Source organism: Natronococcus pandeyae, assembly GCF_008122205.1.
GTDB classification, from domain to species: Archaea; Halobacteriota; Halobacteria; order Halobacteriales; family Natrialbaceae; genus Natronococcus; species Natronococcus pandeyae.
Window position 1 is genome coordinate 328,011 of record NZ_PHNJ01000004.1, and the last position, 24,835, is coordinate 352,845.

Genomic DNA, 24,835 nt, shown 5'->3' on the forward strand with positions numbered 1-24,835 from the left:
AAGGTCGCCGACTCACTCCACCGTCACGCTCTTCGCGAGGTTGCGCGGTTTGTCGATCGATCGGCCGAGACGGTTCGCGACCCAGTAGGAGACCAACTGGAGCTGCACGTTCGCCAGTATCGGGAAGAACCGCCAGTGTGTCTCGGGAACCGACAGGACGTGATCAGCGTGGTGTCCGACGAGGTCCGGATCGTCCGTGACGGCGACGACCGGCGCGCCACGGGCCTCGACCTCTTTGATGTTGCCGAGCATCCTCTCCGTGTTCGACCGACCGCTGACCAGGGCGAACATCGGCGTCTTCTCGGTGACGAGCGCGAGCGGGCCGTGTTTCAACTCACCGGCGGCGAATCCCTCAGCGTGTTTGTAGCTAATCTCCTTCATCTTGAGCGCCCCCTCGAGGGCGACCGGGGCACCGTAATCCCGGCCAATGAAAAAGTACGCGTCGGAGTGGACGTACTCCTCGGCGATCTCCTCTGCCCGAGAGTCGTCGAGGATCGACTGGATCTGATCCGGTAACGCCCGAAGGGACTCCACGAATTCCCGGGAACAGTCGCCGGTAAGCGCGCTCGAAAGCATCGCCAGGGCGACCTGCTGGGAGGCGAACGTTTTGGTCGCGGCGACGCCGATCTCCGGGCCGGCGCGGATGTACATGGTGTGATCGGTCTCCCGCGACGCTGAACTTCCCACGACGTTCGTCACGGCGAGGGTCGTCGCCCCGACGCTGTTCGCGGTCCGAAGCGCGCGAAGCGTGTCCGCCGTTTCGCCGCTTTGGGTGACGCCGACGACCAGCGTCCCCATGTCGATCGGCAGCGTATCGACGTTGTACTCGCTCGCGAGAAATGCCGTCGCCCGAACGCCGCGCTCGCGAAACAACCGTGCGGCGTACAGAGACGCGTGATACGAGGTTCCGCAGGCCACGAAGTGGACCTCGGTCGGTCGTGGTACGTCATCGAGTTCCTCGATCGAGACTGACTCCTCGAACGGCCGCGGGCGGCCGCGGAGACACTCGCGCATCGCGCGCGGCTGCTCGTATATCTCCTTGAGCATGTAGTGGTCGTAGCCGCTCTTGCCGGCGTCTTCGGGGTCCCAGTCGACGGTCTCGACCGAAACGTCGACGAGCGCGCCGCGCTCGTCTCGCACCTCGATGCCGGTGGGCCTGATCGTTGCGAACTGCTCGTCCTCGAGGTAGATGACTTCGTCCGTGTACTCGAGAAATGCAGGGACGTCGCTCGCCAGCATAGTGCCGCCGTCGTCGACGCCGAGCACGAGCGGCGACTGGTAGCGCGTCGCATACACCTCCTCCCGGCCGCGGAACACCGCCGCGACGGCGTAGCTCCCCTCGAGTCGTTCGATCGCCTGGCGGAACGCGGAGCCCGGGTCGGCGCCCTGCTCGAGCGCCGCTTCGATCAGGTGGGGGATGACCTCGGTGTCGGTCTCGCTGTCGAACTCGTGACCCTTCGCTTCGAGTTCGTCACGCAGCTCCTGGTAGTTCTCGATGATGCCGTTGTGGACGACGGCGACCTTCTTCTCGCAGTCGGTGTGTGGATGGGCGTTCTCGTCGGATGGCGGCCCGTGGGTGCTCCAGCGAGTGTGACCGATCCCCGCCAGCGCGTCGTCCGTCTCCTCGGGGAGCGTCTCCTCGAGTGCGGCCAGTTCTCCCTCGCGCTTGTAGACGGACACCGATGGATCCGCGACCGCGATCCCCGCGGAGTCGTACCCCCTGTACTCGAGACGCGAGAGCCCGTTCGAGAGCACCTCGATGACGTTTCGATCCGCGCGTGCGCCGGTGTATCCGATGATGCCGCACATCAGGAACGCACCTCCGTTCCGCCGGCGAGCGTGCCGCGGATCGTCGTCCCGGTCTGGATATTCGTCTCCGGCCCGACGAGCGCCCCCGGAACGTACGCGACGCCGCCCCGGTCGGTGACGCGATCGGCCAGCAGTGCGCCGAGCGCCTCGTCTTCGTAGACGGTGTCGCCGACGCGAACGTCGCCCGGACCGCCCGGGATCGTCGATCCAGCCCCGATCTCGACGCCAGTCCCGGTGACGCACTCGATGACGGTCGCGTTGGCGCCGACCGTGGTATCGGCGTCGACGACGCTCCGCTCGACGACGGCGTTCGAGTTGACGGTCGTGTTCTCCCCGAGACAGACGTACGGCCCGACCACGGCCCCCGGTCCGATCGCGCAGTCTCGACCGATCACGACGGGGCCGCGGAGTTCCGCGGAGTCGTGGACCGTCGTCGTTTCGTGGCCGACGGCCTCCGAGTCACCGTCGACGACCCCGGTATCGAACAGTTCGAACGAGACGTCGAGGAGGTCCCAGGGGTACGTCGCGTCGACCCACAGCCCCTCGGAAACGGCCCCACGTACGGTTTCCCCCATATCGATGAGCTTCGATAACCCGCCGAGGAGGTGGTGTTCGCCAAACGTCGGCTCTGCCGCTCGAACAGCATCGAACGCAGCAGGGTCGAACACGTAGACGCCGGCATTGAGGTAGTAGTCGCGCCCGTCGCGCGGGTTCTCGGCGATTCGCGTCACCGTGCCATCGTCGTCGACGAGGGCGCCGCCGTAGGATTCGACGTTCGAGCGCTGCAACAGCGCGATCGTCGCGGCGGCACTTTTGTCGTGCGCCTCGAGGGCGTCGTTGATGATGCGGCTATCGGCGATCTGGTCCCCGTTGATCACCAGACAGGTGCCGCTCACCTCGGACTCGGCGGTCAACACCGCGTGGCCGGTTCCGAGCTGGTGTTCCTGTGTGACGTAGGTGATCGGCACGTTCCGGTAGGTAGAGCCGAAGTGCGACTGGACGCGGTCGCGGCGGTAGCCGACGACGACGACGAGTTCCGAGATGCCGGCGTCGACGAGCTGATCGAAGACGTGCTCGAGAATTGGTTTCGTCGCCGCCGGAAGCATCGGTTTCGGACGGTTCTTCGTCAGTGGTCGGAGACGCATTCCCTCCCCCGCAGCGAGGACGATTGCAGAGTCTACTGACATAGACGCCCCCACGATAACCCGCTCTTTTGAGTCGTCGACAGTATTATCGGGTCAATGATCAATATACGGTGAACATTTCTGCTGTCATCAATACAATCGTAGAAATAGTGTCTTGAGAGGCAACGGATTCTGTATCGGCGTCGATGTCGACGTTGCAGTCCCGAACGGTGCGTCGTGACGATGGAATTGACCGCCGTTTCAGTCGGTATATCGACGGTTTACGGGTGTTATCGAACTCGGGCAGCACCCTGAAAAATGAGAACCGTCCGGTCCTAATCCGTGCGCTCGTCGAAAAACCAGTGACGTCGGCGAGCCACGGTCAGTATCACGCGTCGAGGTCTGTGACTCGACGGTCGACCAAGGCCAGTTACTCCTGACAGGGATCGATAGTGCTCCATTAGCTGTTTGTTTCAGTTACTGATCCGGTGGACGCGTGCTCGAGCGGAAACTCGTCTCGACGTGAGATAGCTCGAATCGGTCGTCGAACCGATCCGATCTACTTTCGCCAGTCACGGTTCCCGAGCATGATGTCCGTCCCGACGCGGAGATACGTGTACGTCAGGACGGGCAACATGATCGCTCTGAGTACCACGAACGGGATAAGATTCCGACCGAGGTCGAGGCGTTTCGTCTTCGTAACGCCCGTTGCTACGATCGTCATGACGAACTCGAGGAAGATGAAGAGGAGGATGAGTTCGATCGCCATGAGGCCGATAAACGAGAGACCGGTCATCAACAGCGCAGCCGTCGGATAGAACCCGTCGATCAGCTGCGAGGTGATGATTCGACCCATCGGCTGCTTCGTCCGTTGAGTCGTGGCTCGATCCGACGCCGACCGCTCCGTTTGCACCTGTGTCGTTGAATCGGGATCGGTGTACTCGAGCGACGCCTGATCCGAGTCGGTTCCCCCGTCCGTACTGATCCGCTTCTTCCGATAGCGGAACGTGAGATGCTTGAAATAGTACGCGCTCTGTAAGTACCCGGACCCCCAGAGGTAGTTCTGCTTGAACGTCTTGGGAAGCCCGGGGAGGGCCGATCGCGTGTACGTGTCCGGAATCTGTATATTCGACCACCCTCTGTCGCAGAAGGCGAATCCGATGAAGAGATCCTCGCTGTTGGTCAGATCGTCACCGAGTGACTCCTCGTAGTCGTCGAACACCGAGACGAGTTTCTGTCGGTCGTACAGGACGGCGGACCCAACCGGATAGAGCATCGATCCGAACCCGCGCATGATTCCGTCCGCGAAGAATCGCTGCTGGACGTGAAAGTCTACGTTCCGGTACTGAATGATCGGTCTGTTCCGTTTGAAGTAGCCGACCACCCCCGTATGTGAGTTTTCGATCTCGAGATCTTCGCGGACGTGCTCGAGCGCGAGGCTGTCCTCGGGAAGTATCTCGACGATCTGATCCTCGTAAAAATCCTGTTTCGAACTGCGTTCTGTCGGGTACACCGTCCCAAACGAACTGGCGACGTCCGTCTCGTGATGAGGTTCGAGCAACCGCTCGAGGTAATCTTCGCTCTCGAGGAAGGTGTCGGCATCGAGATTGAAGAGGGTATCCGTCTCGACGTCTCTCGCGACCTCTTTCATGCCGACGGTCTTTCCCATCGGCACGTCGTGTCGTCGTCGTTCGATATCGATATCCAGTTCGCTCGAGAGTTCGTCGACGATTTCAGGAGTTCGGTCAGTCGAACCGTCGTCGACGACGATGACCTTGTCCGGCGGGACCGTCTGCATCGCGAGCGATGCCAGTGCGTATGCGATCGTCCGTTCCTCGTTGAGCGCCGGAATCATCGCTGTCATCGTCGGGCGGTCTTCTGACGAGGTTTCGAACGTTCGTCGTGGTTTGAACAGTTTTCCGTACGTGGTAAACAATGTCGAGAGACCTACAACCATTTCCTCTCCACCCACCTTGCTTGGACAGTCATATGACAGTATTCACCGTTTCAACAAATTTTTCTCCATTACTCGTCATAACACAGTACTAATACGATCTAGTCGGACGAGCGCTCCCCATCGATACGAATGACGACGGTCGGGTTCGTCCACGGATCGTCGAACGTCTCGATCGTTGTTTCTGTCTCATTATCCGTGGCGGCTGTTATCTCGTATTCACCGAGAAACGCGGTGAGATCGTACTCCCCGTCACTGTCGGTCGTCTCTTCCTCTTCAGTCCACCACTCGTCGAACACCAGGTCGGTGTAGACGTCGTACGCGGGTTTTCGAGACCAGTCCTCCTCGAACAGCGGCGCGTTCCCCTGCCAGTGAATCTCGTCCCAGAACCCCCACATGAGAAACCCCTGCACCGCAGGGTGGCTGTAGACCGTTTTCAGGAACTCGTACAGGTACTCCGCCTCCATCTCGTCGGTCCACTCCTCGCCCCACGTGTCGTACTCGTGGATCTGGATCGCGGGAACCAGTTCCACGAACCGGTCGAGGGTCTCGAGTAACTCCTCCGGCGACCGCCGGTCGTCGACGCTCGAGTGGTGGCCCTGTATGCCGACTCCCTCGAGCGGCGCGTCGTGGGCGAGGAGGTGTCTCACGATCGTCTCGAACTGGTCTCGGTGTTCCTCGTCGTCGCCGACGATGATGTTGTACTCGTTGATGAACAGCTGTGCGTTCGGATCCGCCCGCTCGGCGACTCGAAACCAGTTGGCTATCCTGGGCGGCTCCGTGGGTGGAGCACCGGGGTCGAGCAGATCCGTTAGCTCGTGGAAATCGACCTGTTCGTTCAGAACGTCCCACTCGGTGAGCGCCGGCATGTCGCTGTAGTAGCCGACGATGTCGGTGATGTGTCCGCGCGTTCGTCGTTCGATCGGCGAGCGGTTTTCCTCGTCCATCGCCTCGACGATGTCGTCGGGAATCGCTCCCTGACCGCGTCGCTGCCAGATGCAGGTGTGGCCGCGCATCTCCAGTCCTCGCGCGAGCAGCCACTTCGTGGCGGTTTCGGCGAGGTCACGCTCGTCCGGCGTCTCCCAGAACCGCCACTTGTGGCGGTTCTCCAGAACCACCTTGTTGAACAGTTCGGTGAGGTGCGTTCGGTACTCGTCTCCTGGCTCGGTCTCCTCAATGAGGTGTTCGGCGTTCACCGCCGTGCCGAACCCGAACTCGTGTTCCCGCATGGCGACCTCGACGCGAGCATCGTCGATCGGCTCGCCGTCTCCGTCCTCGACACGGACGGTAACGTCCGTCGTCCTGTGCTCCTCGATCCGTTCGTCCGCAGCGCGCTCCCACGACATCGCTTCGTCGTCTTCGCCCTCGTCTTCGCTACTGAGGCCGGTACACCCGGCCAGGCTGACGGCACCAACCGTCGCTCCGGTCAGAACCGTTCGTCGCGACGTCGCGAATTCGCCGGCGCTCGCTCTTCTGTGTCGCTCGCGTTCATCGTTCGGCATCGAACGCACCTCTCGTTGATGTCTCATCTGACATACTTTGCTGGTTCGTCCGTGCCGTACAGCACGTTGAGTGCGCAGACGTTGCCGTTCTCCCAGGTCGGGGTCCAGTCCTGAACGAGGACGTCCAGTCCGCGCACCTCGAACGGCTCGTCGTCCATGTAGTTCTCGTATCCGACACCGCCGGAGAGGTAGCTGTCCCCGTCGAAGTACTCTGTCAGTCTGGCCAGGTACTCGGGTGCCTCGTCCGTCCGTTCGACCGGAATCTCGCTCGATCGAACGACTTTCGACGAGATTTCGAACCGGTCGAACAGTTCCCGGAGCAGCGGAATCGTGAGTTCGACCAGTTTGACACCACCCATCCACTCCTCGGGATCGACCTCGAGTTCCCAGTACTGGTTCGTCGACAGTTCGTCGACGGTCTCGTCTTCGTCGACGGTCGCCGAGAGTTCGACGAGCGCCTCGTCACGGCGCGCTTTCAGTTCTCGACAGGTGTCTTCGACACGCTCGAGTCTGTCCTCGACGTCCTCGGCAGCCGCTACCAGTTCGTCGATCGAGGCGGTCGGATCCGCCTGTTTTCGTTCACCGATCTCCCGCCCGATCTGGTTTTTTTCCGACTGGAGCGACTCTAGCTCCCGGTTTCGGGCACGCCACTCGGCGTCTAACTCGAGCCAGTCGTCGACTCCTTCCGCGTCGAACTCGTTGGGATTCTCACGAAGGAAGGCCGGATCGACGATGGTCGGGCAGAGCCGCTCGTAGAACGGTTGCAGCTCCCGTGCCTCTTCGCCGTACTTTCCGACGAGCGTTTTCAGGTGGCGCGTAGGCCACGGATTTACCATCTCGATTCGGGCGTCGTTGATTGCGGTGTCGACGCCCGTGTCCCGTACCGGTATCGTCAGCCAGGACTGACCCTGGTACTCGATGGGCGCCCGGTGATGGGGTGAGCTTCGTGAGAACTGGACATCGTCGTAGATCACGAAGACATCCGCTTGCTGTGCTCTCGCGAGATAGTGTAACTTCGGATAATAATGCGGCTGGTACGCCGCAACGATCCCCGCCATGAGCCAGTATCTGGACCGAGAAGATACTTCAGTATGATCGACGTACAAAATGGCGCTTTCGACCGTTTCGTCGCCACTGCTTGCAGTCCTCTCGGCCGGTATCGCTACCGCCGTCGCTCGAGCATCAGTTCGAACGGTTCGGCCGCCTCCAACCCGCTCTTATCCCCCCATAATCGTGCGTTATCGCGGAGACTCGCCTCGTTTCGCGGATGGGGGCGCTCCCGCATCTCGCTGCCGTAGATCTCGATCGCCTCCATCTTTCGCTCGAGGTGCTCGCTGATATCGACGAACACGGTCGGCTGGAAGGCGGTGTCCGCCGTCGGCATCGCCCACTCGGTGGCCGACGGCGTCTCGAACGACAGGATGCGGTCGACACTCGAGTCCGGGTCAGGCCGAGCGGCCGTGCGGACGGCCCGTGCAACGAGTTCGTGGTCGATGTTGAGATCGCCGTAGTAGTGCGTGTAGACCACGTCGGGGTGGAACGACTCGAGTTTGGACTCGACGTCGCGGACGACGTCGATGAGCGCGACGTCGTCGAGCTGGTTTCCCCAGTAATCGTGTATCGTCACCGTCGAAACCCCGAGAACCTTACACGCCTCTCGGGCTTCCTGCCGTCGCTCTTCGCCCCGCTCTATCGCTTCCTGGGTCTCGGTTTCGTGGCGAGCCATCTCCCCGTCGCCCAGCAACATGACCTCGACCTCGTCGCCCGCTGCGGCGTGTTTTGCGAGCGTGCCGCCGACGCCGAGCACCTCGTCGTCCGGGTGAGCGGCGATACAGAGTACTTTCATGCCACCCCGGATCTGGACTCCCCTCTAAATGAGTATAAACTAGCTACTGGTCGACGATGCGGCGACCAGCGGAGATTACCGAATCGAGCCAGTTCGTTTCGTCGTCGGAACCCTCGCTTGACTCGTCCAGCGCACCCGTACTGTAGACGGCGAGTTCGTCGTCATCGTCGGGCGGGGTGTACGTCCAGCCGTCGTTCGTCTGAACCAGTCGCTCCTCGCGATACGCGTCGGCGAACGCTTCGATCGTCATCATCAACACCCCGTCCTGATCTTTGACGTAATCGATAAACGACCGCAGTTCGTCGAGCCGCTCGTCGCTGGTGAACGTCCAGTAGTGCAGCGTCTGCATGTACAGTTCCCCGTTCTCGTACGCCTCGTCGAACGCCTCCCGCAGGTAGCTCTGGTCGTGAAACTCGTGGGTCTCCCAGTCGCTGACGAAGTCGTTGTTCGCTGGCACGTGGAGGACGCCATAGGTCTCGAACAGGTCCGTCTCGCCGAAGTACACTCTCGTGAACCAGTTGTCGCTCGAGACGATCGTGATGCCCTCCTCCGCGAGCGCCTGGACGGTCGCGTCGTCGTAGGGCGCGAACGGGGGAACGAACGAGTGCGTCGTCGCACCGGTACATTCCTCCAGAATTCGGCGTCCCTCTTCGATCCGGGATCGCTGTTGGTCGTAGGGGAGTCCGCCGAACTCGCTTTGTTCCCCGGAGGAGAACCCTCCGTCGCCCACGTAGAACTGGTCGGTACTCGGCGTGTGATAGTAGCCGTGTAACGAGTACTCGAAGATGTCCGGGTGCTCCTCGTACTGTTCCCGGAGTTCCTCACAGAACTCTTCGTCGTCTGTGATCGGCTCCTCCTCGTTTTGGATCGGGATCGGCGCGTTCGTCAGTGGAACCCCTTCGTCGATGAAGATCTGGTCGATCTCGCGGCGGAGTTCGTCGGCGTGGCCCGGCTCGAGGTCGTCGTTCCGAAAGATGAGAACCGTCTGGTAGTCAGCCGACTCCCGTTCGTCGTCCGTCGGTAGCACGGTCGACAGCGAGACGCCGGCGAGCGCGAACGCGGGTATCAGAGCCCGCATCGCAGCTGTTCGTACGCTCATACGCCGCCCGGACCGCTCACCGGATTTGTTATTCGGTTCGTACAGCCGCTCAAACCGAAGATACCTCGAAGCGTTCGTGAGTATCGTTCGACGGCGGTTCCGACATCGGTCCGACGGCCTCGGCTCATCCGTCCCCAGCGAACGACGCGATCGACTCGCTGATCGCGGCGGCCGTCGCCGGGGTCAGTCCGGGGTGCATCGGGAGCAACACCGTTTCGTCGATCGCCGCCTCCGTTCCCGGGAGAGCATCGGTAGTTCCCGGAGCGGCGTCGTAGTCGTACAGCGGCGTTTCGACCTCGATCGAGTAGGGGATGCCGCGGCGCTCGAGAAACGCGGTCAGCGCCTCGCGGTCCGGCGTCCTGACCGGGAACCGGTGGTAGGCGTGTGTGACACGGTCCGGAACGGGCTGTGGCGTCACGATCTCGGGAAGCGTCTCGCGATAGGCCGCCGCGACGGCCCGGCGCTGCTCGAGCAGATCGGGGTAGCGCTCGAGTTGCACCCGACCGATGGAGGCGGCGACGTCGCTCATCCGGGCGCTGAGCGGCTGTCGAGTCGAATCGACGGCGTCGTTCGAACGGCGTTCGCTGGCGTACTCGGCATAGTGGTCGTCGCCGACGAGCATCCCGCCCTCGCCGGTCGTGATGTTCTTCGTCGCGCCGAAACTGCAGATCGCGACGTCGCCGTAGCTTCCGACGGGGTCGCCGTCATACGTCGCACCAGGTGCCTGGCAGAAATCGTTCACGACGACCAGATCGTGGTCGTCGGCCAGTGACTGCAGCGGATCGAACGACGCGGGCAAACCGTACGACGGCGTGAGCAACAGCGCAGTGACGTCGTCGCGCTCGTCGAGGACGCGCTCGACGGCCGCCGGATCCAGCGCCAGCGTCTCCGGGTCGATGTCCGCGAAAACAGGGGTCAGTTCGGATCTGAGGACCGAATAGAGGACGGCCGAGCAGTTGAACGGCGACACGACGATCCCGTCGTCGCGTTCGAGCGGCGCACCCGACAGCGCGAACTCCAGGGCGATGCTCCCGGACGCGACGGCTACGCCCTCGTCTCGCCCGCAGAAGCTGGCGAACTCGGACTCGAACTGTTCGACGATCTCACCGGTCGAGAGCGTTCCCGTCTCGAGTGCGTCCGCGACGGCGGTCGCCTCCGCTGTACCGGTGGCCGGTCTGTAGAACGTCACCATCGGTGAACCGACCACGTTGAACCCTATAATGCTGTCACCCCCGCCGACTCGAAGTCGTCGTTCCGAACGGTATGGATCGACGGATAGTTGCGAATACGGAACCGTCCTCCTTCGAGTACCGTCGGAGAAGGAGCGTCGCGCATCGCGAGCATCGCTCGACGAATTTGTTATCCAGGTCGTACACGTGTCCCAATTGACTGGTACTGCTGGTAATCATCGGTAATCAGTACGGAACGCGTCCGTTCCTAACTCGGATATCGGTATCGTCGAACGCGGGGACCGACGCGCCCTCCTCGTCCGTCCGCAGATGGCGATTGTGGGCCGAATTCACCGGGTACACGCTATTCATCGGATCTTTTTTCGGTAGATACTGACCCACACCCAAACCCCGCCCTGCTATTTATATTTACTATATCGAGATCCTAGTTCAAGAACAGGTAATTAGAAACTTAATGTCGGTCTGACACCCACATTCTCTCAGCAATTACTACACGAAAACGGTGTACTTTTGCCAGGCCTGATTGTCGGCTGTCTTATCATATTTTCCCGATATTTCAAACCAACTATTTAATCTCGAACGATTTCTGTAACGGTATCACTCGTTTTTGACCGGAACGCGAGCATAAGCGCTCATGGTACCCCCAGATCGTATCGATCGTCACCACTCGAGCGGGGCATGGATCGCCATCGAGAACGTCGTAGAACGACCGAGCAGTGATTCTTCGGAAGAGGGGAGGCGCCAGATACGAGTCTCAGACACTCGGTCGCTGCCGCCGAACCGTTCAGGAACGGTGTGGAACGCAGACGCCACACAGCAGGTCGGAGAGGGACGATGACCGAGTCTCGCACCGTCGCCGAGGAGCGTCTGGAAAACAGGGACGTTCAGATCTCCTGTATCGGCCTCGGCTTCGTCGGCTACAACTCTGCGCTCGAGTTCAGTCGCGCGGAGTATCCGGTCGTCGGCATCGACACCGACGACGGACTGATCGAAGCTATTCGGCGGGGTGACTCGCCGTTCGAGACGGCGGAACTGGCCGAGTTCATCGAGGACGGCGAGAGCCGAGTGTCGACGCAGATCTCCGACGCGGCCGACGCCGAGGTGTACGTCATCAGCGTTCCGACACCGGTCGACGCCGACAACACGCCGAATCTTTCGTACGTTCGCTCGGCCGCTCGAGACGTCTCGACGGTGCTCGATCCGGGGAACCTCGTGGTGCTCCAGAGCACCGTCTACCCCGGCTGTGCGCGACACGAACTCGTTCCGGAACTCGAGCACTCCGGGCTCGAACCCGCCGACGACTTCGGGGTATCGCACGTCCCGGAGCGGTACAGCCCCGGCGATGGGCCGCCGAACCGGGCTACGCGGGTCGTCGGCTCGATCACCGAAGGGTGGCGCGACCTCACCGCCGACCTGTACGAGGACGTCGCCGACTCGACGGCGCCGGTCTCCTCGCTCGAGGTCGCCGAAGCGACCAAGCTGATGGAGAACACCCAGCGGGACGTCAACATCGCGCTGATGAACGAGTTCTCGATCGCTGCCGAGCGGATCGGAATCGACGTCTGGGAAGTGATCGAGAGCGCGGCTACCAAGTGGAACTTCCAGCCCTACGAGCCGGGCCTCGGCGTCGGCGGCCACTGCCTCCCGGTCGACCCCCACTACCTCCGGGAAGCCGCCGAGGCCGCCGGCACAGAGCTCCGTCTCGTCTCGACCGCGCGGGAGATCAACAGTTCGATGCCGGATCGACACGTCGACAATATCTTTCTGGCGCTCGATGCCATCGGGAAGTCTCCGTCGTCCGCGACCGTTGCCGTGCTGGGCGTCACGTACAAGCCCAACGTGAGGGACGTACGGAACAGTTCGGCGCTCGAGTTGATCCACCTCTTGCGAGACGAGAACGTCTCCGTCGAAGCGTTCGATCCGCAGTTCGAACCGGGCGAGCGGATCGAACGGACCGAGCTGTCGAATCAGTCGAGCGCGATGGACGCAGTCCGGAACGCCGACGTCGTCGTCATCGCGACCGGCCACAGACCGTTCCACCGGTTGGATCCGTCCGCGCTGGCGGCGACGATGCGGTCGAATCCGATCCTCGTCGATCCGCAACGAACGCTTGACCCGGACGCCGTTTCCGAGAGTCGGTTGATCTCTCCGCAGGAGCTCGGTACGCACTTCATTCCGGATCTAGGGGCCGTCGAATCCGACGGCGGCGTTTCTGCGCTCGACGACGGCGAACAGGGGTGTGGGCAATGATTCGCGGGAAACGCGTGCTGGTCACCGGTGGTGCGGGATTCATCGGCAGTCACGTGGCCGAACGGCTCGCCGCCGAGAACGCCGTCACCGTCCTGGACGACTTCTCGGTCGGGAATCCCAACTACCTCGAGTTCCTCCCGCCCGAGCGGATCGTCGACGGCGACGTACTGGACGAAGAGCTGATCCGCTCGCTCGTGGCCGACCACGACGTCGTCGTTCACATGGCCGCGATGATGGGGGTCCGCCGGACGCTCGAGAACCCACTCGAGGTGTTGCAGGTGAACATCGACGGAACCCGAAACATCCTCAGGGCTGCCGCCGAATCGGACGTCGAGCGCGTCCTCTTCGCGTCGACCTCCGAGGTGTACGGCGACGTGCCGGACGTGCCGTACCACGAGGACGATCCGAAGGCTCCCGAGACGAACTACGCGGTCGCGAAGTACGCGAGCGAGCGCTTCGTTCGTGCCTACGCCTCGAAACACGATCTGGACTACACGATCGTCCGGTACTTCAACGCCTACGGGCCGCGCCAGGACTGCTCGGCCTACGGCTACGTCATCCCGATCTTCGTCGACCGCGCACTTGCGGGCGACGTGATCGAGATCCACGGCGACGGCCAGCAGACGCGCGATTTCACCTACATCGACGATGCGGTCGACGCCACCGTCGCGTCGCTTGGCCCCAACGGGCGAAATGAGACGTTCAATATCGGCACCGGGAACGAGACGAAGATTCGCCGCCTCGCCATCGCGGTCGCAGACGCGATTCCAGACGCCGATCTGACCCACGTCGAACACCCGCGTCCGTACGTCATCGAGCGACGCTGTGCAGACGTCTCGAGGGCGAAATCGAAACTCGGCTACGAGCCGTCGACGCCCCTGGACGAGGGAATCGAGAAGACGGTCGACTACCTCGAGCGGAACCGGCCCGATGCGACGACCGACGACACTACTCGTCAGTCTCCTCGTCGCTGACCGTCAGCGAGACGTGCGCTTCGGCGGAGTCAGTCGACGGCTCTTCGGGCACCTCCTCCGGATACAGCAGCCAGACGAACTGGACGTCTTCCTCCGTCGTCGGTTCGAGTTCGTGTTCGTACGTCTCGGTCTCGCCGTCGTCGACCGCGAGATCGAACCGCTCGAGTTCGCGTTCGTCCGCAACGGTCCCCTCGTCGTCCAGTTCCTGCTCGAGCGCGACGACCGTGTAGCTTCTCGGCTCGTCTTCGTGGTTGTCGATTCCGACGAAGACCGACTCGGCCGTTCCTGGCTCGAGTTCCGCTATCTCTGACTCGTTCGTCACCAGGTCGCCGTCCGAATCGACGAGCGAGATTGCCGAGAAGCCGTCGTCTTCGCCCAGGTCGGGGCCGTATCCGGCGTGGTGGTCGGCGATCGCGAAGCCGACTGCGCCGACCGCGAGCACGACCGCGACGGCGAGAGACAGCGTCAGCGCGAGATCGCCGATTCCGTTCGGTCGAACTGCGGTCGTCCCCTGTCGTATCCGCTCCCGGTACGGGACACGGAACCGTTCGGCGGGCGGAACCGCTCGGCGGCGGCGAGCGGCGACGACGATCAGCGCCAGGGTGACGAGCGACACCGCCGCCAGGGTCGGCCCGAGCCGGATTCCCCACGGGGTCACGTTCATCACCAGCCCGACCACCGGCACCACGATCACGCTCGCGACGACCGAGAGGGAGAGGCGGTCGACGCCGTCGACGCCCGACCCCTCGCGCTCCGGAAACAGTGCGGCGACGACGACGTAGCCGGGGACGAAAAGAACGAACGCGAGTCCGAAGAGAACGCGAAGAGGGGTTTCGCGGATCACCGGTGCGAACACCGCGACGTTGACGAGTCCAGTTATCAGTACCGCGCCGGCGAGATCCGCCGGCAGCCCTCGAATCGATTCGGACGGTTCGTGCGACCCCATCGCCACTGTGCTTCCACGTTCGACGAATAAAACCCGTTAGTCGTCGTTCCGGACGGTCACCGGCGGATGAAGATACGGACGACGAACGGGCTCGCACCGCGTGGGCCGCTCGAGCGGTCGCGCACTCGAGTGGCACTGCCGATACTCCCTCCCACCGAGAAATACCGGATTACGCCGATTCGACGGGTAGAAACACGGTGTTGACGCCCCACAGTTTCAAACACCCCTCTGGTGTACTCTCGGCGAATGTCTCGCGTGTCGCACGCTTCGACGATCGATCGACTCGTTCGCTGCTCGTGGGGGAGCACCATCGCCGAAAACCGTACGCCGAGGTGGCCATGACGACCGATCTCGACGACGACGGCGCCTCGACGATTCAGAAGGGGTCGCCGGACGACCTCGTCTCGAGTGACGACGGACTCGAGGCGCGTCTCGGTCAGGGTGTCCGCCGCGAGCGCGACGCCACTCACGCTCGATTGGTCCGGAACCGGAACACTGCGCTGGGATTCGCGCTGTTAGGAGTGATCAGCTTGGCCGCTGGGCTCGCCGTCCCCGACGGGCGCCAGATCCTGTTCGTGCTCGCAGGAGTCGGCGGCTTCGCCGCCGTCCTCACCTACTCGCTGGCGCCCGGACGCGTCATCGAGGCTCGAGACGGTAGACGAGTGTACGAGACCTGTGCGGCAAACGTCGCCGGGCTCGCGGACGAGCGCGGAAGCACAGCCGATCGACGCTACGTCCCGGGCACCGGCGGTGGAGCCGACGCCGTTCGGTTGGTCGTTCCCACTGGTTCCGGGGGTGTCGGATCCGACACAGCGGATACCGCACTCGGGGACGGTTCGGGTCGAGAGGGGCTGGTCCTCGAGCCGACCGGCGCGTCGTTCGTCGGCGAACTCGAGCGGACGCTCGGTGGCGAACTTGCGACCCGTCCCGAGGTACTGGTCGAGCAGTTGACCACTGCGCTCGTAGACCGGTTCGAACTCGTCGGCCGCACCGAGTCGGTCGTCGACTCCGACTCCGGACGGGTCGACGTTGCGATCTCGGACAGCGCGTTCGGTCCCGTCGACCGGTTCGACCATCCGGTCTCCTCGACGCTGGCTGTCGGTCTCGCAACCGGTCTCGAGCGTCCGGTCGACGTCGCGGCCACCGCGGAGACGGAGCGTGGAGAGTGGCTCGTGACCTGCCGGTGGGAGCGAGAGGGCGTTCGAGAGGGCGAAAGTGAGTGATTCGAGACGGATCCGGGCGGAGAAATCGACTGTTTCGCTGAGAAGTCGGGTCGATACCGCTGGCCGTCCGCTGCGTATCGATCGTCTTCGGATCGTATCGATCGGACCTCGAAACTGGTCGACTCCCCGCGCCAACCGGTAGACGTGATTGTCACTTACCCCTGTAAAACGATCTACACGCTTATGTTCCGATCATCCGACTGTGATCGGATATGAAGGGACGGATCCAGGGGCACAGTGGTGCCTCGAGGCCGGGCGAATCGGCCGCAATCCAGGGAACTCGTTCCGGTAGTAAGCGTGTCTCCGATCTCGTCGCCGTTTCTGAGACAGATACCGCTACCGCGAGTGGGGCTGTCGTCGAAGACCGGCGCGTTCTCGAAGGGGAGAGGCGGTTTCACACCGCTTTCGCTCCAGACGACACGCTCGACGGCAGTTCGCGAGAGGGGTACCGTGAGTATCAGCGTTGAGATATGTTCCGACGCGGATGAGTGGGACGAACTGGTCGAGCGAGCGAGCGCTGCGTCCGTCTTCCATCGATCCTCGGTGCTCGACGTTCTCGATCGTCACACTGAGGGAACTGGGTACCGCCTGATCGGATACAAGGGGCAAGAGCCGGTCGGCATATTTCCGGTGTTCGAACTGACGAAGGGCGGGATAACCGCCGTGTTCTCACCGCCGCCGAGGTTGGGAGTCCCCGTTCTGGGGCCGATCTTATTCGCGAACGAACAGTTGAAACAGCGCAAGTACGAGCAGCGAAACAGGCGGTTCATCGGCGCCTGTCTCGAGTGGATCGAGGAGACGCTCGCACCCAGGTACGTTCGCGTGTGCACGACGACGGAGTACGCCGACGTCCGGCCGTTCAGCTGGGAGGAGTATACGGTCTCGCCACGGTTTACGTACACGATCGATCTGACGCGAGATCGGGAGGCGATCAAGCGATCGTTTTCGCGAACGCCGCGTCGGAATATCGACTCCGACGACGGTATCGACTTCCACATTACCACTCGGATCGACGACGGGATCCGTTTCGTTCACGAGCAGATCCAGTCCCGGTACGAAGCACAGGGGAAAACGTACACCGTGCCGCTCGAGTTTCTCGTCGATCTGTCCGAAGAGACGTCACCCAGCACCGTCCAGACGTACGTCGGGATGGTCGACGACGAGCCGGCAGCGGGGATCATCGCCCTCAGAGACAGCGACACGGTCTACTTCTCCGAAGGCGGCAACAAACCGGACGTCGACTTCTCGTGTAACGACCGCCTCCACTGGAAGGTGATCTGTGACGCGAAAGAACAGGGACTTTCGCTGTACGATCTGCAGGGTGCGAATACGCCACGCATCTGTGAGTACAAATCGAAGTTCAACCCCGAACTCCGCACCTACTACGAACTCGAGTCGGGAACGCCACTCATGCGCTTCGTCTCGAAGCTCTATCGAAAGATCAGGTAACGCGGGCTCGCACCCGGTACCGGCCGTCCGGCTCCGGGCGCGCCGCTTCGAACTCAGTCGAAGTAGCCCAGATCCTCGAGTCGAGACCGGACTTCCGGCCGCTCCTCGCTGCGACGGGCGGAACTCCGGTGGCTGTACTCTTTCGCCGTCGATGGCTCCGGGGCGATCTCCGCGATCCGTTCGCCGTCGAACCCGGTGTCCAGGGGGATGCCCATCAATCCGAGAACCGTCGGCGCCACGTCGTAGATGGCGTTCGACCGTCGCTCCGTCGTCTCCTCGACGGTCGGGCCGGACGCGATCAACATTCCTTCGGGCTTGTGGTTGAACCGGTACCGTGCTCGATCGAAGACCGAGGACGACACCGTCGCACTGACGAAATACTCGAACCCGTTCGGAACGACGACGACGTCGGGCCCGTTCGACGCGTACGGCCCGTCGAACACCTCCGCTGCCGGCAGGACCCGCTCGAACACCGGCTCGGTTTCGCCGGGGATCGTCATGGCGGAGAGGCCGTCGATGATCGTCTCCTGAACGTCGTCGTCGCAGTAGATTCCCAGTCCCGAACTGGACGGGAAGTACGCCGACGACGACTCCTCGTCGATCTTCTCGCCGGCGACGATCGCCTGTTCGAGTACCGAATCCGGCAACACCCGTTTCGCGAGCGTCGCAACGCCGACGGCCGCCAATCCGGCCTCGATTCGCTGGGGGGTCAGGCCGATCCGTGACAGCTCTCGCGCGAGTTGCGCGACGATCCCCTCTCGACGTCCGGTCTCGGCCCCCGGTTTGCTCCATCCGTACTCCCGGCCGTCGACGGACGTTTCGAGAAAGCCGCGGCGTTTCAGCCAGGTGTTGACTCGGACGTCCCACTCGCCCATCGTCCCCATCCCGTGGTCCGACGCGAGCAACACCGTGTCGGCCTCGACGGCGCCGATCACGTCGGCGATGAATTCGTCGAGCTTGCGGTACACCCGCTCGATGTGCCGGTCGTCGGGGAGTTCGTGAAAGACGAGGTCGGTCACCTGGAACTCCACCATCGCGAAATCCCACTCGTGGGTAGTACAGAGGTACTCGATCGCGTCCCGCCGCGTTCGCATCGTTCGGACGTACTCGTCACACAGCGCCTCGCCCTCGAGCGAGCCGTCCGGATACACGCTGTACTCCCCGATCGCGTCCCGCAGTTCGTCGAGGATTCCGTCCGGGTGGGCCTCGGCGCGATCGACCTCTCGCCCCAGAAAGCCGGGAATCACGATCCCGTCGATCTCGGGTGCCGGATCGGTCACCGGGACGTTCACGACGATCGACCGGGAGCCCGCCTCGGTGAGATAGTCCCAGATCCGGCTCGTCCGAACGTCGTGTGTATCTACCAGTCGCTCTCCGTCCGGCGTTTTGAAGTCGAACACTCCGTGTTTTCCCGGATTCTTTCCGCTCGTCATCGACGTCCACGCCGTCGGCGTCCACGGCGGGATCGAGCTCTCGAGCGTCGCGTCGTACCCCTCCTCGAGCAGCGATTCGACGGTTGGCATCGCCCCCTTCTCGATCAGGGGATCGATCGTGCGAAAGTCACCGGCGTCGATTCCGACGAGTAGAACGTTGTGTGCCATTTGTCCCCCCCACTTCCCACTCTCGCGCCGTCCACTCACATAGTAGTATCACCCGTGACACCCGGGCGAAAACGGCACCTGAAACCGGTTCTCCGACCGTGATAGTCCCGTTCAGCAATGGATCGAACTATGGGATCGGCCGCGGACAGAGCCGGTATGGTGAACCGGGACGCTCGCCTCGCGGGTACGACACGGGTCGGTCCTGCCGAGGGCGGGGCGATTCGATGACGGAATCCGAGCGCGTCAGCGTGGGCGTGCTGGCGGAGCCCTACCTTCGCGAGTGGCAGGTCCGGTCGCTCGAGCGCGCCCGCGATGGGGCCGGCGCCGATATTTCGCTCGTGGTCGTCAACGACCCGTCGAACGCTGCCGTCGATCCCGAAACGGTCGCCTCGGCCGCGAACGACGGCCCCGGATTCGGACTCGACACGCTCGAACTCCTCTGGCTGACGCTCGCGCGGGAGCGAGCCTGGACGCTCGTCGTCGCGGAGCGCGAACTCGCCAGGCGGTTCGGGGCCGAGCACCCGCTCAGCGAGCGCCGAGCCGTCTCGGACGCCGACTGCCTCGCGGACGCGGAGAGACGCCGGGTGACGCCGACGACCGAGGGAAGCTGGAACGAACTGCCGGAGGAAACGGTTCGAGAGATCGGCGACCGCTGTGACGTCGTCGTCAGGTACGGCTTCGGCCTGATTCGCGGGGACGTCCTCGAGGCCCCTACCGAAGGGGTGCTCAGTTTTCACCCGGCGGACGTTCGACGGTATCGCGGCCTGGGCGCGCCGATGGCCTACCTGGACGGACGACGCACGGTCGGCGTCACGCTGCAGCGACTCACCGAAGCGATCGACGGCGGGGAGATCGTCGCCGAGGCGACCGTCGACGTCGACGACTGTGAGACGCTGTGGGACGTCTACGACCGACTCCACGAGCGCCAGATCGAACTCCTCGCCGAGGGGATCGAGAACCTGCGCGATCCCACGATCGAACCGACGGTCCCCGAGGCGCTGGGACCGTACTACTCGATGGACCGACGCCGGCAGCCCGGGTTCGCCGTGCGAACACTGCTACGGAACCTTCACGGGCGACTGTCGTGAGCCGGGTGGCGCCGACGACCTCGCGGCTGCCGGTCGGCAGAGTCCTCCGCTCGAGGTCCGAACAGGGACGGGATGCTCGCCCGACCGGCGACGAGGGCGTCTGACGTCAGTACACGTCGAGGTTTCCCGGCGAAAGGACTGTAACGACTATGGTTCAGCCCGGACTGCGATACCGATAGTAGCCGCCGGCGGTCCGCGAGCAGCCGCCGACGGTCCACGAGTAGCCGCTGGCGGTCGATACACGCACCGATCGCACGGCGGCTGTACGATCGGCGTGTGAATCGGTTCAGCTGGGAGGATAACAGTCGGCGGTCGCGTCGACCTGGCCGGCAGCCCCGGCAGCATCGACGAAGCGAAACGACCCGTGACGCGGCGGCTGGGTCCAGCCGAGTGGACCGCGAACGCGGATACGACTCGAGGCGACTCCGATGGCGAACAGTGCTCTCTCGAACGTCGCGTCCGAGTTCGGCGGCCGGGTCGTCCACATCGTCACCTCCGGGCTCCTCCTGGTGTTGCTGACGCGACTCCTCGGCCCCGACGGCTACGGACTGCTCGCACTCTCGATCTCGGTCTTCACGTTCTCGAGGTTCCTGAGCGAGTCCGGTCTACACTGGTCCGCGGCGAAGTACATCGCCGAGTTCAAGGACGAACGGCCGGGCCGGGCGGCGACGGTCGTCGCCGAGTCGCGAACGCTCGTCGTCGCCGCCGCCGCGGTCGTCGCGCTCGGGCTGGCGCTGCTTTCGGACCGACTCTCGGAACTCATCGGGGAACCGGCGCTCTCGCCGTTGCTCGTCGTCGGCGCCGGCGTCGTCTTCTTCTACTCGCTCCACCGGTTCAACCGGCACATCCTGCAGGGGTACGAGGAGATCGCACGGAGCGCGACGCTTCACTCGATCGAGGGGGTCGCGACGCTCGTCCTCGTCGCCGGATTCGTGCTGTACCGGCCGACACCGTTGGCTGCGGTTCTCGGCTACGTGCTCGCTTACGCCAGTGCCGCTGCCGTCGGATCCGTCGCGGTCTCGAGGACGGCGAATCTCGGCCGGGCGGCTCTCGAAGACCGGGCGACGATCCGCCGAAAGATCCTGCGATACAACCTCCCGCTGAGCGCGACGAGGCTGTCGAACGTCGTCGACAACGAAGCGGACGTTCTCCTGGTGGCGTACTTTATCAACCCCGTCGGCGTCGCGTTTTACGCGCTCGGACTCCGAATCGCGGAGTTCGTCCGAACCCCGGCAGCATCGGTCGGATTCGCTCTCTCGCCGACGTACGGATCCGAGAAGGCCAGCGGGAGCGTCGACCACGCGACTGCCGTCTTCGAGGAGAGCCTCTCGAAGACGCTGATCCTCTACGTGCCGGCCTGTGCGGGGATGATCGTCATCGCCGAAACCGCCATCCCGGCCGTCTTCGGAACCGACTACGCGGGCGCGATCGTCGTCGTCCAGGTGCTCGCGCTGTTCGTCTTCTTCGACGCGCTCCTCAAGATCACCGGTCCCGGGCTGGACTACCTCGGTCGGGCGCGCGCTCGAGCGGTCGTCAACGTGATCACCTCGGCGAGCAACATCGTCCTGAACGTCCTGCTCATCCCGACGGTCGGCGTCGTGGGGGCTGCGATCGCGACCGTGATCACGACCGGCTGTTACTCGCTGGTTTCGCTGGCGATCATGTACACCGAACTCGCGTTCGATCTTCGACGGATCGGGAGCTGTCTCTGGAAGATTTCGACGATCGCCGTCGCGATGAGCCTCGTCGTCGTCGCGTTCACGACGTACCTTGGCGGATTCCTCGCGACGGCAGCCGGAATTCTCGCGGGCGTCGGCGTCTGGCTCGTCGCCTGCCAGCTGTTCGACCTTCTGAACGTCAGACAGCTTCACGGGCTGCTTCAGGGATAAATCGGCCTCGAACCGCGGACCGGGCGGGATGGGCGAACGGAACCCCTCTCGAGAGTGGTGCAATTTTCTAAGGGTGTCCTCGCCGTAGATGGACGCATGATTCCGCCCGTTGCGAGCCGGTTCGTTGCCGGCGAGACGGAAGCCGAGGCGCTCGAGCACGTCCGCCGGCTGAACGAACGCGGAATCTGCGGGATGGTCAACAGACTGGGGACGCACCACGACGACCACCAGCAGGTGCACGCAGACACGAGAGCGTACCGGGAACTGGTCGCCGACATCGGCGACACCGGCCTCGACGGCGAGGTGTCGGTCAAGCCGTCACAGCTCGGCCTCGATCTCGGCGAGGACGTCTTCCGAGACTCGCTGGGGGAGGTGCTCGAGACGGCGCGAGAGCGCGACGTCTTCGTCTGGCTGGACATGGAAGAGCACACGACGACCGACGCGACGCTCGACGCCTTCGAGGCGTTCGCGCTCGAGGAAGGCGGGGGTTCCAGCGGAACGCGATCCTCGTCGGGCCGACGGTCCGACGGCGGAATCGGCGTCTGTCTCCAGGCCAACCTGAAACGAACACCCGAGGACGCCGAACGGCTCGCGGAGCTCCCCGGGAAGGTGCGGTTCGTCAGGGGCGGCGCCTACGACGAGCCGCGCGCGGTCGCCTACCGCGACCCGGAGCGGATGGACCGGGCCTACCGGGACGTCCTCGAGTACGCCTTCGAGAGCTACGACGACGGAATCGCCGTCGCGACGCACGATCCCGAGATCCTCGAACACGCGCGCTCGTTGCACGAGCGCTACGACACGCCGTTCGAGATCCAGATGCTGATGGGCGTCCGCCCGGAGGCGCAGGTCGAACTCGCTGCGGAGTACGACGTCCGGCAGTACGTTCCCTACGGCACCCGGTGGAAACGGTACTTCCTGAACCGGATTACCGAAACCGAGCACACGCTCCGGTTCGTTCTGCGAGCGCTGCTCGACGGGGCGCGTACGGACGGTTTATCTCGTGTTTCGCCCGAGGAGCAGGTACAGCACGATGCCGAGTAGCGGGGCGAAGAACACGACGATCGCCCAGAGGAAGGCCGGGTGGGAACTGTTTTTCTGTGCATCCGCATACGTCCAGACGATCAGCGCGATCGAGACGACGAAGAGCAGGAAGGCGAAGAACGCTGCGCCGCCGCCCGCTTGGAGTACGATGCTGGAGGGCATGGTGTGTCGCTCGCATGTATGATAAAAGTACTTTCTGGATTGCTATCACTCGTAGACCTTCGGGAGCCGATCGACGACCACGAACAGCCGTCGCTCGAGCCGTGCCGGAACGACCCCGGTTCCGTCGACGAGTTCGGAGAGCTCCTCGGCCGTCAGCGCCCCGGTCACGATCGCCAGCGTCGCGTACACCGCCGCGCCGAGCGGCGGCACGACGACGAGCGCGAGGATCGCCGAGGGGAGGATCGCCGCGACCGGGACGATCACGGCGGCGGTCACCCCGCTCGAGACGAGGACCGGTCGCCACCGGACTCCGGCGAGCGGTCGGTAGCCCAGATAGCGCGCGGCCAGCGACTGGAAGCCCACGAGGCTTCCGTACCCGATCGACGTCGCGACCGCCGCGCCGGCCATCCCGTACGCCGGGATCAGCGCCAGGTTGAGCGCCAGGTTGACGAGCGAACAGCCGCCCGTCGCGACCAGGAGCGGCCGCAGGGAGCGCCGGCCCTGGTTGATGGCGAGCGTCGGTCGCGCGACCGCGAACCCGAGAACTCCCGGAAGTAACAGTAACAGCGGCGTGATCGACGGTTCGAACGCCGACCCGAGGTAGAGCGGGACGAACTCGGTCGCCAGCGCGGCGACCCCCACCGCGAGCAGGGCCGTGAACAGGAAGACGTACCGGGTGGCGCGGCCGGCCTGTCGTTGAATGGCCTCGAGGTCGCCGCTCGCCCAGAGGTTCGAGATCCGCTGGAGGAGCACGAGCTGGACCGCCGTCGGCGCGAGCCAGAGAAACTCGGCGATCGAGAGCGCGCCCTTGTAGTAGCCGACGGTCTCGTCGGTCGTCCAGTACTGCAACAGGATCACGTCGACGTGGTAGAGCGAGTTCAGAAAGAGGAAGAAGACGATCGTGCTGCCGAGATAGCCGACGATCCCGCGCTTCGGCAGGTCGATGCTCGGCGGCGAGACGAGCGACCGAAGCGGGATCGACTGGGCGATGAACACGAGCGCGAGCGCGAACACGACCACACTCGCGAGGATGTGCCCGACGAGGACCCCCTCCACGCCGAGCCCTGCGTAGACGAGCGCCAGTGCGACCGTGACGAACAGTGTCTTCTCGATCACCTTCAGGGGCTCCGAGCGGGACTCGCGCTCGAGCCCCATCAGGGTCCGCAGATTGTGGTACGCGAGCTGGCTGGCGATCGCGTAGCCGCCCAGCAGGTAGAACAGCGACGTGAAGGGGTCGCCGAAGGTCTGCGCTGCGAGCCCGGTCCACGCGGCGACCCAGAAGGCGGCCCCGACGAGCAGCCCGAGACCGAGCGCCGGCCGGAACACGTAGCCGTAGACGGCTGCCTGCCAGGCCGGATCCGACCGCTCGGAGATGTACTTGCGAACCGCGTCGCTCGTGCCGCCGATGACGACGATGTTGACGATCCCGAAGATCGAGAGCACGAGCGCGTATCGCCCGTACTCCGTCGGCCCGAGCAGTCGGACCAGCACCGGCGTAAAGAGGAAGCCAGCGAGGACGACGAAAAGCTTCGAGGCGACGACCGACCGGACCGCCGACGAGAGCGAATCAGCCATGCTGACCTGCCGAGATCAACGCGCGCAGCGTACTTAATCCGGGAGTGGACCAGTTCTTCGTCGTGTCTGCCACAGACGCCGACACGTTTCGGGGTCGATTTCGCACGCGTCGC

The 24,835-nt window shown here is 63.7% G+C and carries 19 protein-coding genes; 7 read left to right on the plus strand and 12 right to left on the minus strand.

What is annotated here, in order from left to right; translation table 11 throughout:
• Window positions 1-12: 12 nt before the first annotated feature.
• From glmS to CV102_RS10465, 8 genes are all read right to left on the minus strand, one after another.
• Window positions 13-1,809, minus strand: coding sequence for a glutamine--fructose-6-phosphate transaminase (isomerizing) (gene glmS, locus CV102_RS10430; protein ID WP_148857935.1), 1,797 nt, complete (start codon window positions 1,807-1,809; stop codon window positions 13-15).
• Window positions 1,809-2,996, minus strand: a complete 1,188-nt coding sequence (locus CV102_RS10435; RefSeq protein ID WP_148857936.1) for a sugar phosphate nucleotidyltransferase — start codon at window positions 2,994-2,996, stop codon at window positions 1,809-1,811. Before CV102_RS10435 ends, glmS begins: the two co-directional genes overlap by 1 nt.
• 496 nt (window positions 2,997-3,492) lie before the next feature.
• The gene (locus tag CV102_RS10440) at window positions 3,493-4,797 is read right to left on the minus strand and encodes a glycosyltransferase family 2 protein (RefSeq protein ID WP_187432930.1); all 1,305 of its coding nucleotides are present in this window, start codon (window positions 4,795-4,797) and stop codon (window positions 3,493-3,495) included.
• A gap of 191 nt (window positions 4,798-4,988) precedes the next feature.
• The gene (locus CV102_RS10445; RefSeq protein WP_187432931.1) at window positions 4,989-6,389 is read right to left on the minus strand and encodes an endo-1,4-beta-xylanase; all 1,401 of its coding nucleotides are present in this window, start codon (window positions 6,387-6,389) and stop codon (window positions 4,989-4,991) included.
• Window positions 6,390-6,412: 23 nt separating this feature from the next.
• Window positions 6,413-7,447 (minus strand): WbqC family protein, encoded by a 1,035-nt coding sequence (locus tag CV102_RS10450; RefSeq protein ID WP_148857939.1) that lies wholly within the window; start codon window positions 7,445-7,447, stop codon window positions 6,413-6,415.
• Between the two features lie 104 nt (window positions 7,448-7,551).
• On the minus strand, window positions 7,552-8,235 hold the full coding sequence (locus CV102_RS10455) for a PIG-L deacetylase family protein (RefSeq protein ID WP_148857940.1): 684 nt from the start codon (window positions 8,233-8,235) through the stop codon (window positions 7,552-7,554).
• A 43-nt stretch (window positions 8,236-8,278) separates the two neighbouring features.
• Complete coding sequence (locus tag CV102_RS10460; protein ID WP_148857941.1) at window positions 8,279-9,334, minus strand: DUF2334 domain-containing protein; 1,056 nt, start codon at window positions 9,332-9,334, stop codon at window positions 8,279-8,281.
• Between the two features lie 124 nt (window positions 9,335-9,458).
• A complete protein-coding gene (locus tag CV102_RS10465) occupies window positions 9,459-10,526 on the minus strand; it encodes a DegT/DnrJ/EryC1/StrS family aminotransferase (RefSeq protein WP_148857942.1) in 1,068 nt (355 codons plus the stop codon).
• 832 nt (window positions 10,527-11,358) lie between these two features.
• On the opposite strand from CV102_RS10465, the gene CV102_RS10470 reads away from it, so the two are divergent.
• Both CV102_RS10470 and CV102_RS10475 read left to right on the plus strand, forming a co-directional pair.
• Entirely contained in the window at window positions 11,359-12,774 is a 1,416-nt protein-coding gene (locus CV102_RS10470) for a nucleotide sugar dehydrogenase (protein ID WP_148857943.1), read from the plus strand.
• Window positions 12,771-13,748 (plus strand): NAD-dependent epimerase/dehydratase family protein, encoded by a 978-nt coding sequence (locus CV102_RS10475; RefSeq protein ID WP_148857944.1) that lies wholly within the window; start codon window positions 12,771-12,773, stop codon window positions 13,746-13,748. Before CV102_RS10470 ends, CV102_RS10475 begins: the two co-directional genes overlap by 4 nt.
• Here CV102_RS10475 and CV102_RS10480 read toward each other — a convergent pair.
• Entirely contained in the window at window positions 13,723-14,694 is a 972-nt protein-coding gene (locus CV102_RS10480; RefSeq protein WP_148857945.1) for a DUF1616 domain-containing protein, read from the minus strand. The genes CV102_RS10475 and CV102_RS10480 overlap by 26 nt on opposite strands.
• Before the next feature lie 338 nt (window positions 14,695-15,032).
• On the opposite strand from CV102_RS10480, the gene CV102_RS10485 reads away from it, so the two are divergent.
• Both CV102_RS10485 and CV102_RS10490 read left to right on the plus strand, forming a co-directional pair.
• Window positions 15,033-15,917 carry a hypothetical protein gene (locus tag CV102_RS10485; RefSeq protein WP_148857946.1) on the plus strand — a complete coding sequence of 295 codons (885 nt, stop codon included), beginning with the start codon at window positions 15,033-15,035 and terminating at the stop codon, window positions 15,915-15,917.
• 450 nt (window positions 15,918-16,367) lie between these two features.
• Entirely contained in the window at window positions 16,368-17,366 is a 999-nt protein-coding gene (locus tag CV102_RS10490; protein ID WP_148857947.1) for a GNAT family N-acetyltransferase, read from the plus strand.
• A 53-nt stretch (window positions 17,367-17,419) separates the two neighbouring features.
• Here CV102_RS10490 and CV102_RS10495 read toward each other — a convergent pair whose 3' ends face one another.
• Window positions 17,420-18,967, minus strand: coding sequence for an alkaline phosphatase family protein (locus tag CV102_RS10495; protein ID WP_148857948.1), 1,548 nt, complete (start codon window positions 18,965-18,967; stop codon window positions 17,420-17,422).
• 224 nt (window positions 18,968-19,191) lie between these two features.
• Between CV102_RS10495 and CV102_RS10500 the strand changes: the two genes are divergently transcribed.
• The 3 genes from CV102_RS10500 to CV102_RS10510 all read left to right on the plus strand — a co-directional run bounded on the left by CV102_RS10500 (window position 19,192) and on the right by CV102_RS10510 (window position 22,985).
• Complete coding sequence (locus CV102_RS10500; protein ID WP_148857949.1) at window positions 19,192-20,055, plus strand: formyltransferase family protein; 864 nt, start codon at window positions 19,192-19,194, stop codon at window positions 20,053-20,055.
• A gap of 428 nt (window positions 20,056-20,483) precedes the next feature.
• Window positions 20,484-21,944 carry a flippase gene (locus CV102_RS10505; RefSeq protein WP_148857950.1) on the plus strand — a complete coding sequence of 487 codons (1,461 nt, stop codon included), beginning with the start codon at window positions 20,484-20,486 and terminating at the stop codon, window positions 21,942-21,944.
• Between the two features lie 96 nt (window positions 21,945-22,040).
• Window positions 22,041-22,985 (plus strand): proline dehydrogenase family protein, encoded by a 945-nt coding sequence (locus tag CV102_RS10510; protein ID WP_148857951.1) that lies wholly within the window; start codon window positions 22,041-22,043, stop codon window positions 22,983-22,985.
• Here the strand turns inward: CV102_RS10510 and CV102_RS10515 are convergent.
• Window positions 22,938-23,147 (minus strand): PLDc N-terminal domain-containing protein, encoded by a 210-nt coding sequence (locus CV102_RS10515; protein WP_148857952.1) that lies wholly within the window; start codon window positions 23,145-23,147, stop codon window positions 22,938-22,940. The two genes, CV102_RS10510 and CV102_RS10515, sit on opposite strands and share 48 nt — an antisense overlap.
• Before the next feature lie 45 nt (window positions 23,148-23,192).
• Window positions 23,193-24,722, minus strand: coding sequence for an oligosaccharide flippase family protein (locus CV102_RS10520; protein WP_148857953.1), 1,530 nt, complete (start codon window positions 24,720-24,722; stop codon window positions 23,193-23,195).
• Window positions 24,723-24,835 lie beyond the last annotated feature (113 nt).